The organism is Catenulispora pinistramenti (genome assembly GCF_018274385.1).
Taxonomy (GTDB): Bacteria; Actinomycetota; Actinomycetes; order Streptomycetales; family Catenulisporaceae; genus Catenulispora; species Catenulispora pinistramenti.
Genome location: NZ_JAAFYZ010000056.1, coordinates 39,192 through 51,346 on the forward strand (window position 1 = coordinate 39,192; position 12,155 = coordinate 51,346).

At 65.6% G+C, this 12,155-nt stretch carries 16 protein-coding genes; 5 read left to right on the forward strand and 11 right to left on the reverse strand.

The window, feature by feature from the left end; genetic code table 11:
- Nucleotides 1-24: 24 nt before the first annotated feature.
- Nucleotides 25-894, reverse strand: a complete 870-nt coding sequence (locus KGQ19_RS18265; RefSeq protein WP_212010391.1) for a GIY-YIG nuclease family protein — start codon at nt 892-894, stop codon at nt 25-27.
- Between the two features lie 157 nt (nt 895-1,051).
- On the opposite strand from KGQ19_RS18265, the gene KGQ19_RS18270 reads away from it, so the two are divergent.
- Both KGQ19_RS18270 and KGQ19_RS18275 read left to right on the forward strand, forming a co-directional pair.
- Nucleotides 1,052-2,380, forward strand: coding sequence for a DNA cytosine methyltransferase (locus KGQ19_RS18270; RefSeq protein WP_212010392.1), 1,329 nt, complete (start codon nt 1,052-1,054; stop codon nt 2,378-2,380).
- Nucleotides 2,381-2,757: 377 nt separating this feature from the next.
- Nucleotides 2,758-3,153, forward strand: a complete 396-nt coding sequence (locus KGQ19_RS18275) for a very short patch repair endonuclease (RefSeq protein ID WP_212010393.1) — start codon at nt 2,758-2,760, stop codon at nt 3,151-3,153.
- Between the two features lie 27 nt (nt 3,154-3,180).
- On the opposite strand, the gene KGQ19_RS18280 is transcribed toward KGQ19_RS18275, so the two are convergent.
- The 10 genes from KGQ19_RS18280 to KGQ19_RS18325 form a co-directional block, all read right to left on the reverse strand.
- On the reverse strand, nt 3,181-3,864 hold the full coding sequence (locus KGQ19_RS18280) for a DUF2637 domain-containing protein (protein ID WP_212010394.1): 684 nt from the start codon (nt 3,862-3,864) through the stop codon (nt 3,181-3,183).
- A gap of 265 nt (nt 3,865-4,129) precedes the next feature.
- Complete coding sequence (locus tag KGQ19_RS18285) at nt 4,130-4,921, reverse strand: hypothetical protein (RefSeq protein ID WP_212010395.1); 792 nt, start codon at nt 4,919-4,921, stop codon at nt 4,130-4,132.
- The gene (locus tag KGQ19_RS18290; protein ID WP_212010396.1) at nt 4,911-5,177 is read right to left on the reverse strand and encodes a WhiB family transcriptional regulator; all 267 of its coding nucleotides are present in this window, start codon (nt 5,175-5,177) and stop codon (nt 4,911-4,913) included. The genes KGQ19_RS18285 and KGQ19_RS18290 overlap by 11 nt, the downstream gene beginning before the upstream one ends.
- On the reverse strand, nt 5,174-5,722 hold the full coding sequence (locus KGQ19_RS18295; RefSeq protein WP_212010397.1) for a zinc finger domain-containing protein: 549 nt from the start codon (nt 5,720-5,722) through the stop codon (nt 5,174-5,176). Before KGQ19_RS18295 ends, KGQ19_RS18290 begins: the two co-directional genes overlap by 4 nt.
- A 2-nt stretch (nt 5,723-5,724) precedes the next feature.
- On the reverse strand, nt 5,725-6,759 hold the full coding sequence (locus KGQ19_RS18300) for a hypothetical protein (protein WP_212010398.1): 1,035 nt from the start codon (nt 6,757-6,759) through the stop codon (nt 5,725-5,727).
- Entirely contained in the window at nt 6,759-7,877 is a 1,119-nt protein-coding gene (locus tag KGQ19_RS18305; RefSeq protein ID WP_212010399.1) for a DNA cytosine methyltransferase, read from the reverse strand. Before KGQ19_RS18305 ends, KGQ19_RS18300 begins: the two co-directional genes overlap by 1 nt.
- Nucleotides 7,874-8,335 (reverse strand): hypothetical protein, encoded by a 462-nt coding sequence (locus KGQ19_RS18310; protein ID WP_212010400.1) that lies wholly within the window; start codon nt 8,333-8,335, stop codon nt 7,874-7,876. Before KGQ19_RS18310 ends, KGQ19_RS18305 begins: the two co-directional genes overlap by 4 nt.
- On the reverse strand, nt 8,322-8,633 hold the full coding sequence (locus KGQ19_RS18315) for a hypothetical protein (RefSeq protein WP_212010401.1): 312 nt from the start codon (nt 8,631-8,633) through the stop codon (nt 8,322-8,324). Before KGQ19_RS18315 ends, KGQ19_RS18310 begins: the two co-directional genes overlap by 14 nt.
- Nucleotides 8,620-8,958, reverse strand: coding sequence for a hypothetical protein (locus KGQ19_RS18320; protein ID WP_212010402.1), 339 nt, complete (start codon nt 8,956-8,958; stop codon nt 8,620-8,622). The genes KGQ19_RS18315 and KGQ19_RS18320 overlap by 14 nt, the downstream gene beginning before the upstream one ends.
- Nucleotides 8,955-9,155 carry a helix-turn-helix domain-containing protein gene (locus KGQ19_RS18325; protein ID WP_212010403.1) on the reverse strand — a complete coding sequence of 67 codons (201 nt, stop codon included), beginning with the start codon at nt 9,153-9,155 and terminating at the stop codon, nt 8,955-8,957. The genes KGQ19_RS18320 and KGQ19_RS18325 overlap by 4 nt, the downstream gene beginning before the upstream one ends.
- Nucleotides 9,156-9,677: 522 nt before the next feature.
- Here KGQ19_RS18325 and KGQ19_RS18330 point away from each other — a divergent pair.
- From KGQ19_RS18330 to KGQ19_RS18340, 3 genes are all read left to right on the forward strand, one after another.
- Complete coding sequence (locus KGQ19_RS18330; protein ID WP_212010404.1) at nt 9,678-10,082, forward strand: hypothetical protein; 405 nt, start codon at nt 9,678-9,680, stop codon at nt 10,080-10,082.
- Nucleotides 10,083-10,331: 249 nt separating this feature from the next.
- Nucleotides 10,332-10,502, forward strand: a complete 171-nt coding sequence (locus tag KGQ19_RS18335; RefSeq protein WP_212010405.1) for a hypothetical protein — start codon at nt 10,332-10,334, stop codon at nt 10,500-10,502.
- Between the two features lie 40 nt (nt 10,503-10,542).
- Nucleotides 10,543-11,922 carry a tyrosine-type recombinase/integrase gene (locus tag KGQ19_RS18340; RefSeq protein ID WP_212010406.1) on the forward strand — a complete coding sequence of 460 codons (1,380 nt, stop codon included), beginning with the start codon at nt 10,543-10,545 and terminating at the stop codon, nt 11,920-11,922.
- The last annotated feature ends 233 nt before the right edge of the window (nt 11,923-12,155 follow it).

Genomic DNA, 12,155 nt, shown 5'->3' on the forward strand with positions numbered 1-12,155 from the left:
GGACAACCCCTACGTCAACGCGCCTCAGCTCTCATCGTCGGCGTCGTCACCGTTCCCGCCGTTGTTGACCTTGCCCTTGGTGTCGAACACCCGCGGTCCGGCAGTCTCGATCACGGCGTCGGTCTTGTTGTCGACACGCCGTAGCCATGCCAGCGCACTGCTGTACTGCTGCTGTTCCTCGTAGAGGATCGTGTAGCCCGGCAGGGCGGTGAGCTGCCAGCCGGCGGGCAGGCTCGCCAGGATCCTCTTGAAGTGCTCCCGCGCGGGCGCCTTGCCCAGGTCGTTGACGATCGGCGTGAGGGCGATGCCGTTCTTCGCCTTGAGCGACTCGTGGTATCGAAGGTTGTAGGGCAGGACAGACTTAAGGGATTCCAGGTAGTCCTTGATCTTCGCATGCTGTTCCGGCACCTCAACCTCGTGGTCGAGGTCTATCGGGTACAGCGCGTCGAAGTGCCTGGCCTTGACCAGGGTTCGGTCTCGGTTCCTTCCGGGGTCCTTGTTGCCGAAGCCGTTGTTGTTCCAGGGAGAGGCGTCCTTGTAGTGCTTGATGAGCAGGTCTTCAGGCGCCATCGCCGACAGGTCCTCGATGACGTACAGGCATGTGAACGTCATCTGTTCGATGGAGATGCCGACACGCCCGGAGAGCTTGCGTCGGTGCTGGTGCAGGCGATCGGGTAGCGACTTGTCTGCCTTGCCGACGTAGATCAGCTTGCCGTTCAGGTACAGCTGGTAGACGCCGCCCTCAGGACGCAGTGCGTTGATCGCCGTCTCGGTCAGGGGCTCGGGTGCCAGCTTGGCTATCTCGGCATGCAGCTGATCGCCGAGAGCCTGCGTAATGCTCAGTCGGAACTCGGCGCTATAGCTGGAGGGGTCGTTAAAGAGTCCAGTGGTCACCCGTTCAGTCCATCCTCTCGGCTGGCGGTCACCTTATCGGAGGCTGTCAGACCCAGCACCCAGGATTGGCGTTCGTGGAACGCTGGATGCACCGACATGTTGTCTCGGTTTGGTCAAAATGGCACCTTGATCACCAACTCCGCGGTATGCTTTCGCCATGATTGAGCAGCGTGAAGACCAACGTGAGGTCGGTACGAGTGTCGAGCTCTTCGCCGGTGGCGGAGGACTGGCGATGGCGCTTCACGAGGCCGGATTCCGTCACTTGCTCCTGAACGAATACGCCAAGCGCGCATGTGAGACTTTGCGCGCGAATCGGGCGACAAAGTGGCTTGGAACCGATCACATCCCCGAAAGCCTCGACGATCCGTGGCCCTTGATCGAGGGCCCGGTCCAGAATGTGGACTTTAGGTACCTTGCCGGCAAGGTTGACGTCCTGGCCGGCGGTCCGCCGTGCCAGCCGTTCAGCCTCGGCGGTGACCACAAGGGTCACGACGACGAACGCAACATGTTCCCGCAGTTCTTCAAGGCTGTCCGGCAGATAAGGCCGAAGGCTTTCATCTGCGAGAACGTTCGTGGCCTACTCCGTCCTTCGTTCGCGCCATACTTCCAGTACATCGTCAACGAACTGAGCATGCCGTTCGTCGAGCGCGGCGATACGACCTGGGAAGAACACAACGAGCGGATCATCGCCGCGAAGGCGATCGAGCCGCCGGATGCCGAGGAGATCGCGAAGCGCTACATCGTGTTCGTGACGCCCGTCAACGCTGCGGACTTCGGCGTGCCTCAGATCCGAAACCGGGTAATCATCGTCGGCTTCCGGATGGATCTCGGTATCGACACCGAGGTGTGGGAGAAGTTCCGCCCCCGCAAGACGCACTCGGAGGCAGCGCTGAACAACGAGCTCCACAACCCGAAGAGTCCATATTGGAGGCGCCACAAGGGCGTTCCGGCCGCAGTGCGCAAGCAGGTCATCGAGCGCACCCCGACCGTCAATCCGGAAGACGAGGAGCTCCGCTACAAGCCCTGGCGCACTCTCCGCGACGCCATCACGGGCAATCCGGACGCGTTCCCTGCACTTCCGGCGCTGCCGCAGACCGGCCTCATCGACTACAAGCAGCACCCGCAGTCACCTGCATCGCACCACATCGGCTGGCCCGGCGCGCGTATCTACGCCGGCCACACCCCGAACCTTCTCGACCGTCCAGCGAAGACAGTGAAGGCCGGTGTCCATGGCGTCCCTGGTGGCGAGTCCGTGATGCTGCTCGACGACGGAAACCACCGCTACATGACGGTACGGGAGACGGCGCGCGTGATGACGTTCCCCGACGACTGGGAACCAGTGGATCCGCGCGGTGAGCAGATGCGCCAGCTCGGTAACGCCGTACCCGTCCTGCTCGGCCAACGTTTCGCCGAGGCGGTGTCCGACGCCTTACGCTCGGTCGCGGAGTCGGCCGAGTCCGAGGATGGATCGAGCCGGGCCGCGTGACATCGAGCTGGAACGAGTCGAGCCCGCCGCCTGAGGCATGGCGCCGTGGGCGTGGAGTCTCACCCGCCCGTGAGCAGGACGAAGCCGCTGGCGGGCACGATCGTCGGGTTGTTCCACTCGATGAGGGACGGATCGCACTCGGTTCCGTGGCATTGCGCGTGTTCCCGAAGACACGGCGCATTCGCGCTTATCTGCGCTGGTCGGATCGTGGTCAGACTAGGGAGAAGTACCTCGGCGAGGTGGGTGAGCCGACACGACTGGCGAATCTCCAACACGCATGGGACTTGGCGCGAGAACAAGGAGCGGCTCTGCCAGCAGACGGAGCGCGGACGGATGCACGCGGATCGTGGGCGAGCTCTATCGACACCCGCGCGACGATGCGAGGCAACCGAAGCAGGGACACGAAGCCCGAGAAGCGGCTCAGGTCCGAACTGCACGCTCTCGGGCTTCGCTACAAGATCGATCAAAGACCAGTCCGCGAAGTTCGAAGGACCGCCGACATCGTGTTCGTCAAGGCCCGGATCGCGGTCTTCGTGGACGGCTGCTACTGGCACGGCTGCCCCGAGCACTACAGGGCCGCAACGAAGAACGCCGAGTTCTGGAGCCAGAAGATCGAGGCGAACCGGCAACGCGACGCCGACACCGATCAGCGCCTCGCCGCAGCAGGATGGCACGTCATGCGAGTGTGGGAACACGAGGACCCCGACGCGGCAGCGCGGCGCATCGCCGAGGCCGTCCGTCCTACGCCGCCTGAGACGGCCGTGTCGCCCTGACGAGTCAGGGCGACATATGGATCCCGATCAAACCGACATGTATGCGGTGTCAAGCTCGCGGTATAGGCGACGCACATATGATGAGGTCGCGCCGGTTGCTTCGGCGATGACGGTCGAGGAAGTGCGCATGCCGTTGGTCTGGTCGGCGTTGTAGTACTCGATAATCGCCGCGCGCTTGCCGGTCGCGGGCCGGACCCGCTTCGGCGTCGGCTTCTCCTTGACGATGGGTTGCTCAGCGGTCTCGGCATCCGGCTCGACATCGTCCTTTTGATCTGCGACTACTGCTGGTGCCTTCTTAGGCAGGAACGAAGCCAGACGCATCAGGCGGGCCACGACCAGCGGTGGCAGCCCGGACACGGCCAGGACGAGTGTCAGGTGGCTTGGGCCGCCGTGCGTGGTAGCCAGATGGTTGAGTGCATTGCCGCCCTCGGTCAGTGCCAGGGCGAAGCGGGCGTTGCGGCCGGCGGTCTTGCTGATCGGGTGAGTCTCGGGAAGGTGCTGCCAGACCTCGGCCGAGACGGTCATGTACACATCCAGCGCGACCGGCAGCAACCAGGCGAGCAGGGTGTTCCATCCGGCGATCTGGGCGAGGGAGTGCAGATTCGGGAAGGACAGCAACTCGGCGGCGATCAGTGCGGTCGGCAGGCCGATTCGGACGATGTTCACAACGCTTCGCGGAAGCTCGGGCAAGGCAGTACCGTGGTCTTGCATCAGAGTGACTCCTCCGGTGCCTGGCCTCGGGGTGTTTCAGCACCGCCGGGGCCGCTCTATGTATGGGGTCTGTGATAGTCGCGTCGGTCGAGCATGGCGCTTCGACTGCCTGTTTGTCAGGTATTCGACTGGGCCTCTTCCGGGCCGGGCCTCGGTTCCCGGTTTCTACCTGCCCGGTACCTGACGGTCGCTGGTGCCGGATCGCGGTACCAGACGGTCGGGCGCTCGGAGGCCGCGGAATCGACGCGGTACTTCGGGTACTTCCTCACCGGTATGCCGCCATGCGGGATCCGTGTACCGCAGCATCGTCGAGGCGGGCGTTCAGCCACTCCAGCTCGACCGAGGTCCACATCGGGCGTCCTCGCAGATACGAGCCGCACTCGGCGGTGCTCGGGTCACACTCGGGGTTGTGGCAGAGCACGTAGGCATCGACCAGGCGTGTCGCGGTGTAGAGCCGCAGCGTGAGCGCCCCTTCCGGCTCGTCGGCGCTGATCCCGCCGCATACGAAACACGTTGACTTGATGATGAAGCCTTGCGCGACCTGTCCGCAGGCGGTGCGGACCAGGTGCGCGAGCCGGCGGGCCTCGTCGGCGACATGCTCGGCCAGCTCCGGTACTCCCCGGATGGTGGGAATCGCGTCCTCGATCCACACACAGGCCCAGTGGACCGAGCCGTCGGGTTCCTGGTCCTCGGTCCAGGTTCCGCGCCCGTCGAGCAGGTATCGGGACCGCGGTACCGACGAAGCACGCTCGGCCGGTCCGAAACCGATCCGGTCGCGTACCGCTGCCTCCAGTTCCAGGACCCCGATCGTGACCTCGTTGATGACGTCGACCACCCCAATGTGGCACGGTGCCGGGGACCATCCCGGCGCATCGGGATCGGCCTCGACGCGTTCGACACGGGCGAGTTCGTCTCGCTTGGCGCGCTGTTCGGCCGTGAAGGTGAGCTCGACCCAAGGGCGCGGCGATCCGTGCAGCCGGGCTGTAAGCAGGTCGCCCCATTCGGTGCGGATGGCCTGGAGGTCGAAGGCTGTGGCGTAGAGCGGGTCATCGAACAACTGCGGTCGCCTTCCTCCTGCGTGCGATGCGGCGTCGCTCGTCGAGGTCGACACCGCCCCACACGCCAGCCGATTCCGGTGTGCCTTCAGCATGCGCGAGGCATTCGGCCTTCACCGGGCACGAAGAGCACAGGGAACGGGCGGCGGCGGTCTCGATCGGATCGGGCGAGAAGAACCACTCCGGGTCGGCACCGATGCAGGCCGCGGCTTGCTGCCAGGCCATCGCTGTCCGCGCGGTGTCACGAGTCTGGTTCACGCGCTCACCCCGGCCAGCTCTTTGCGTGAGGGGTGCGAGCCCCCGTGCGGGCGGCGTCCGCGCGGTCCGGCGGTGAGTTGGCATGGAGAGCCGACGGGCGACTTGCAGAACGGGCAGGCGACTTGCAAGACCTTGAGTCCCGCGCGGTGCGCGTGCGCGCGCTCGGCGATGTCTGGGGGCGCGGCGACGCCGGCGGGCAGAGCGAAGGTGACCGATCGCGCCGGAACGTCTCCGTCGGCCGCGGTGCGGCGCATCGTGGCCAGACGTCGGCAAAAATCGCGAGCGGACTCCTCGCCAGCGGGTTCGTAGACGAGGTTCGCGCGCTCGATCCGTTCGGCGCGAATGCGGCGGATCGCGGCGATCAGGTCGGCTGGTGCGATCCACGTCTGCTCTCGGGCGACAAGGCGGAGAGCCTGAACGCAGTCGGCGAAGGTCTGGTCACCGAGGATCATGTGCCATGCCTCGGGTGTGTGCTCCTCGATGCGCATCGCCGGGCAGGCGGCGGCCACCATGCGCAGGAGTTTGACGGTCTCGCTCGGGGTCACGATCAGGCTCCTTCGGCGGCCAGGGCACGCGTCTCGGCTCGGTCGAGGATGTCGGCAGTGCGGGACGCCGGGACGTTGGCGACCCGCTCAGCGGGCGCGTTCATGACCTCGTTGACCACCGAGGCCAACGTCGAGGGGTGCAGACTCTTGCGGCTCCAGGCGATCAGCCCGTTGCGGACGTCGTCGGGGGCGACGCCCTCGGCCAGCAACGCGGACAACTCACGTCCCAGCTGGCCGAGGACGCGGCTCGGCGGGCGCTTCGGGACGTGATCGATGTACTCGGCCAAGAGCGTCTGCGCGGTCGGCCCGTCAGGGACAGCTGGCGTGGTCGCTGAGTGGACCAACGCGAGCGGCGGCGCGGGACGCGCCGAAACCTCGTGAGAGGTTTCGTATATAGGGGTCGGGTCGGGTCGGGGGGACCGAACGTCCGCCGTGACATCCGCGTGAGTCACGCCACCGTCACGGCGTGACTCACACCGTGACAGGTCGAAATCGGCGGGATTCCCGCTGCTAACCACGGATTCGCAGAAGTCCGGGCCGTCGGCGACGTCGATCTCGTCTTCGGGCTCGACCAGGTCGCAGGCCACGGTCTCGCCGTCGATGACGACCTCGACGGCATGCGTCAGGTACGCGTGCCCGTCACCGTCCGCGTGAGTCACGCCGCTGTCACGGCGTGACTGCGCCCGTGACGGTACCCGTAATGCCTTCGCCTTGTCCCGCGCCCGACGCTGGCGCTCGGCCGCCTTCGCACGCTCGTCGCGCACTGCGGCGGCGGTCGGGTTGTAGTCGTGGAAGTCGTGAACCAGCCACCCGCCGTCGGCCTCCTCCCACAGCCCGCGCGCCACCAACTCGTCGGCGGCCGCCTCGGGATCGCGGACGTCGGAGACGATCCGCAGTTCCTCGGCGGCGATCCGGCCGTCGGTGAGCTGCTCGGAGCACCAGCAGACCGATGACACGTACAGTCGGAACGCCGCGTCGGACAGCAGACGTATCTTGCGATTGGACGGCATCCTGTCGTCGAACTTCGCCCACGGCATCAGGCGACCTCCCCCACGGAATCGGTGAGCAGCAAGCGAAGGGCCTCGGCGGCCTGCTGCGGGACGACGCCGTTGCCGAGGATGCGGAAGGCGGCGGTGCGTGGGAGGTCGGGTACGTCGACCACGAACCCATCCGGAAGGCCCATCATCCATTCGACGAACCGCGCCGACAGGCGCATGTCGCCTCGGGTGTTCGGCTCAAGCGGGCGCGGTGCTGGCCGGGTCAGGGCCTCCCAGCGTCGGACGGCGGCTGTGTACTCGGCCCAGTCGACCGCAGCAGTTCGTGACCCAGGTACTTCATCCCGGTCGGCGAGGGATTCGGGACCATGCGCTGACACCAGGCGGTCGCCGTCGGGGTCGGCAACAGTGTGACCGCCGTGCGCAGGTTCAGCCCGCCGGCCCGGCCGTTCGATCCGGGCCCGGTGTGCTCGTTCGCGGTCGGCGTCGGCAGCAGGGTGACCTGTCCGGCCAGAGACGCCTTCCCGGTGCCGAACTTCTGCCCTGGTGAACCCTTGGTGCCGTCGGTCGCCCTCGGCGTCTGGAACAGGCAGCGGATCACCACTTGGGACAACGGCGGGCTGAAGCCCTTGCCCGCCCTGCGTCCGGGCGTCCCCGTGTCCGACGCCTTCGGGGTCGGCAGGCCAGGCGAGGAGGAACATGCGGTTCCTCTGGTGTGGCGCGCCGACGTCGGACGCGCGTAGGCACAGCCACGCCGCGTCGTACCCGATGCCGGCCAGGTCGCCGACGACACGATCGAGCCCTCGCCCCCTGAGGGCGGCGACGTTCTCCAGGAAGACAAATGCCGGTTGTAGTATCCGAACGGCTTCGGCGACGTTGCGCCAGATTCCACTTCGCTCTCCTTCGATGCCGGCACCCTTGCCAGCGGTCGAGATGTCCTGGCAGGGAAAACCGGCCACGATCACGTCAACCGGGGCGACGGCGTCCCAGTCAACAGCGGTGATGTCGCCGAGGTTGGGGACGTCGGGCCAGCGCGCAGCGAGCACCATCGCGGCATGGACTTGGTTCTCGGCGTGCCAGACGACGCGTCCGCCGAGGACGGACTTGGCGGCCATGTCCAGTCCGCCGTATCCGGAGCACAAGGAACCGATGGTGATCACGCGACCACCTCCCAAGAGAATGGCGCCGCGTCGTGCGGAGCGGCCACCAACGCCGCAGTCACCCGCAACGCCAACACGAGGCAGCTCGACTTCACCGGCTGCGGGAACCCCGAGCCCGCGAACCACAGCGCCATCACCGCGTCGAAATCCCTGGCCAGGTAGGCAGCGAACAGCCGGGCGACGAAGCGGTACTCGACCGGTGTGGCGTCGATCGGCATCTCGAAGCCGTCGAAGCTCGACACCACCGGACGCGCCGAGGTGATCTCGACCTCCGGCCAGACGGCTGCGCGTGCCAACTCCACCCACACGCCCACCGCCTCGACCATCGCCGCAGCCTGGCCTATCCGGATCAGGTCAGACAGCAGGCTCAGCGCCTCGTTGTGCATCCCGAGCAGTTCCAGGCTCACCGTGCCGATCGCCTGCTCATAGGTCGATGCGGCATCCCTACGCGCCGTCATCGCGTCCCCCACTCTGAACACGAGAAACGGACTGCTCCAGACCGACCACCACCGCGACATCCGCGATTACCGACCACCGGTCGGCAAGGTGATCGTGATGGCCACGCGGGGTCATATACGGGCCGAGCAGCATGACTTCGAGGTCTGCATCGCCCTCGGGCGCTGCGGATCGCGGTCCGCGGCGGAGGATCCAGCGGGCGTCGGCTGCTGCCTCGACGATCCGGCGAGCGACCCACGGCCACATGCCGATCAGGGCGGCGATGGCGATGAGCGCGCCAGCCGTCTCAACGGCTTGCACGAGCACCACCCGCCTCGGCCAGACGCCACACCTTGACCGGCTTGCCGTGGGTCGAGGCGGCTGTCGAGCGCACCTCACTGACCGGGACGATCGCCGCCGGGCGACGTGCCGACATCGAGTTCAGCACCGCGCCGATGTGCCGGTGTGCAGCCTCGGGCAGCAGGTGACGGAAGTCGTTGGCCGAGAAGGGCTCGCCGTCAGAACCGAAGGAAACGACGACGTCCTCGACGAGGTCGCGGTCCCACTCGGGGATCGCGGCGTAGACGGCGGCGAGCAGGTCGTTGCTGGTAACGAGTGTGGAGCGCTGTCCCGGCTGCTTGTTCACGAAGCCTCCCGGTCGGCGAGGCTCTCGGCGATGAGCCGGTCGCGGTAGGCGATGAGGATGTTTGCAGGGATGCGCCGAGCGCCGCGTACTCGAACCGCGGTCAGCTCGCCGTCCTTCACGAGCGTGAACATGGTCGTCCGGCCGACCCTGAGCTGATCTGCGGCTTCCTTGAAGGTGTAGAAGAGCGGCTCGCTCATGCGACATCACCGACCGGGTCGTCTCCATGCCAGTTCCAGACATCCACAATCGTGGATGCGGCAGGCACGAACAAGGACTCTTTGGCTACGTCGACGACCTCCACGACGCACGAGCCCGGCGCTATGACCACCTTCGTGGATCTCGTCGCAGCGCCGCCGATCGGAGTCGACGAAGCGGAAGCCGCCTTACAGAATGACCTGACTGAAGATGGTGACACGCCCGCCAGCTGCACCGTAGGCTTGCTGAGCAGGTCGTTATCTATGAGCCGGTGGAACCTGGGATCCGACACCGGTGATCCCTCCTCGTTTGAGACGGAAGATCGATGGTCTCGATAGTGTCACATCACTGGACTGCGTGTCCACGAACGTGGATGAATGATCCCGTGCAAAGAAACGGCAAGGCAGATACACGCTTGTGGATGAGTCGTCTACGCTGTGAGGACCTGCCCGCACCGCGGGCGGATGCTCCCGTGCGGGAAAACGCCGGGACTCCGGGACCATCCAGAAGCGAAAGGGCGATCGATGGCAGCCGCCGCCGCACCTTCGCCGTCTGGCGAGACGCTGACCGACCTTGTACAGAGCGCACTCGCCACAGGCTTGACGCACCAAGAGATCGCGGATCGGAGCAGGGACCCGGAGACGGGACAGACCGTGTCCCGCTCGTGGGTCAACAACCTCGCTCGCGGGCAGGTCGATCGAATGCCCGAACTGCCGACCATCCGCGCCCTGGCAGCGGGTCTCAACAAGCCGCTGAACCTCGTGACCGAGGCCGCCGCGCGGCAGTGGTTGAACTACGAAGCCAGCACACTGACGGAGCTGGGCGACGACGTGCGGATCATCGTGGCGCACCTCGCGACGATGAGCGAGGCCGACCGTCGGCGGTGGCGCCGGCAGATCGAAGCCTGGAGCGACACCCGCGACGACTGACGCGCGGTGGACCGTCCGTTGTCCTCGTTCTGTCACGGTCGGCATGCATTACCCGACATGGCTTTGTACTGCGCGGCTTCGCTGAGCGCTTCAGCGTATATACGGGTCGTGACAAGGGACGCTTAACAGCGTCCCTGACCTGCGCCTTTCTGACTGGACGAGTCGCGCACCCTCGGCGTACTCTTAGATCTTTCAACCCCGAGATCGAACTGGCGTTCGAAGGACGTCGGTGTTGCCCCAAGGGGGGACATGGAGATCGTCATCACCGTCGTCGAGGAGCCGTCACTACCGCCAGCCGTGGCCGCGCGGGTGGATGCGAAGCGTCAGCGCGTCGAGGTTTTGATGCCCCACGGCATGACGTTCAAGCAGAAGTGCGCCGCGCTCGCCAGCGTGCTCCGCCACCAGGCCGAGACGAGCTGAGTGCAGTGACCTCGATAGGACGAATCTTCATGGAGAGCGCATGCCCCGCAAGAAGAAGGACGCTGAGGACGTAGACGGCGGCCGGGTTCCTAACCTCCGGTCCTCGATCTACAAGAGCAAGACCGATGGCAAGTGGCACGGATACGTGACCATGGGCGTCAAGGCTGACGGATCGCCTGACCGCCGCCACCGTGAGGCCAACACCGAGACGGCAGTAACCGACAAGGTCCGGAAGCTCGAAGCACAGCGAGACGCCGGGAAACCCGACAAGGCTGGCCGGCCGCCGACTGTCGAAAAGTGGATGGCCGAGTACCTCGGCCCTATCTGCGAGATCTTGGTGAGGTCCAACAAGATGGCGCCTCGCACGCTGGACGACTACAGAAGCAAAAACCGCAACTGGATTGTGCCTCACCTGGGCAAGCACCGACTCGACAGGCTCCAGCCGGAACACCTGGAAGCCGCATACACTGCGATGTACGACGCTGGCCTCAGCTCGTCAACGGTTCTCAAGGTCCACCGGATCCTCGGCAGAGCACTGACCGTCGCTATGCGCCGCGACAAGGTCGGCCAGAACGTTACGAAGCTCATAGACGCTCCCGAGCCAAGCGATTTCGAGATCCGTCCGCCGAGCCAGGCGGAGGCTCGAAGCCTCATCAGGGCGGCGGAGAACCGACGGAACGGATGCCGCTGGCTGCACGCGTTCGCCACGGCTGACCGTCAGGGCGAATGTCTAGGGCTTCGTTGGCAGTACATAGATCTAGAAACCGGCGCGGTCGACTCCTCGTGGCAGATTCAGCGCGTGCCCTGGCGCCATGGATGCGACGATCAGCACGGCTGCGGCGAGCAGTGGCACAAGCAGGTGTGCAAGCCGGTCTGCTCCGAGCACCAGCACCGCCCCCGGTGTTCGAGTACGTGCGACGTGGCGTCGCACCGCTGCCGCACGAAGGGATGCATCAAGGGATGCACCGGTCACGCCCACCTCTGCCCTAAGAAGGTTGGCGGCGGTTGGGAGTTCCGTAAGCGGAAGGGCAGGGGCAAGCACCTGTCGTATCTTCCTCAAGAACTCTTGCCGTTCCTGCGGGCGCACCGCGTCCAACAAGACTCGGAACGCCTCGAAGCCGGCGACGACTGGGTAGACATGGACCTCGTCTACTGTGGACCGAAGGGCCTGCCGGTCCCGCGGTCACACGACTGGGTGGACTTCAAGGAGCTCTGTCGCGAGGCCCGCGTTCCTGAGTACCGCGTTCACGACGCTCGCCACGCCGCCGCGACGATCCTCGTCGAGATGGGCGTTCACATCCGCACCATCCAAGCCGTCCTCGGCCACGCTCGTGTGACAACCACACAGCTTTACACGCACGTCGCTGAAGCGGTCGTGAAGGACGCCGCGAACCAGATGGGCGCAGCCCTGTTCCGCTGACCTGCGGTTTTGTGAGTTCGCGGGAAAACTGCAACGGGAACTGCAACGGAGACAGATCGAACACAACAAGGCCCTTCGCTGGGTTAGAGCGAAGGGCCTCGTCAAAGCGGAGGCGGAGAGATTTGAACTCTCGATGGGGTTTAAGCCCCAAACCGCATTAGCAGTGCTCTACCTTAGGGTTTTCCATGATTCGCAGGAGTCCGCGATAGTCCTTGAACTGGCGAAACGTACTC

Excerpts from the sequence above, each read along its gene's own strand:
- KGQ19_RS18270 (WP_212010392.1), top strand. The coding sequence starts at position 1,052 with ATGATTGAGCAGCGTGAAGACCAACGTGAGGTCGGTACGAGTGTCGAG.
- KGQ19_RS18275 (WP_212010393.1), top strand. The coding sequence starts at position 2,758 with ATGCGAGGCAACCGAAGCAGGGACACGAAGCCCGAGAAGCGGCTCAGG.
- KGQ19_RS18280 (WP_212010394.1), bottom strand. The coding sequence starts at position 3,864 with ATGCAAGACCACGGTACTGCCTTGCCCGAGCTTCCGCGAAGCGTTGTG.
- KGQ19_RS18300 (WP_212010398.1), bottom strand. The coding sequence starts at position 6,759 with ATGCCGTGGGCGAAGTTCGACGACAGGATGCCGTCCAATCGCAAGATA.
- KGQ19_RS18310 (WP_212010400.1), bottom strand. The coding sequence starts at position 8,335 with ATGACGGCGCGTAGGGATGCCGCATCGACCTATGAGCAGGCGATCGGC.
- KGQ19_RS18325 (WP_212010403.1), bottom strand. The coding sequence starts at position 9,155 with ATGAGCGAGCCGCTCTTCTACACCTTCAAGGAAGCCGCAGATCAGCTC.
- KGQ19_RS18330 (WP_212010404.1), top strand. The coding sequence starts at position 9,678 with ATGGCAGCCGCCGCCGCACCTTCGCCGTCTGGCGAGACGCTGACCGAC.
- KGQ19_RS18335 (WP_212010405.1), top strand. The coding sequence starts at position 10,332 with ATGGAGATCGTCATCACCGTCGTCGAGGAGCCGTCACTACCGCCAGCC.
- KGQ19_RS18340 (WP_212010406.1), top strand. The coding sequence starts at position 10,543 with ATGCCCCGCAAGAAGAAGGACGCTGAGGACGTAGACGGCGGCCGGGTT.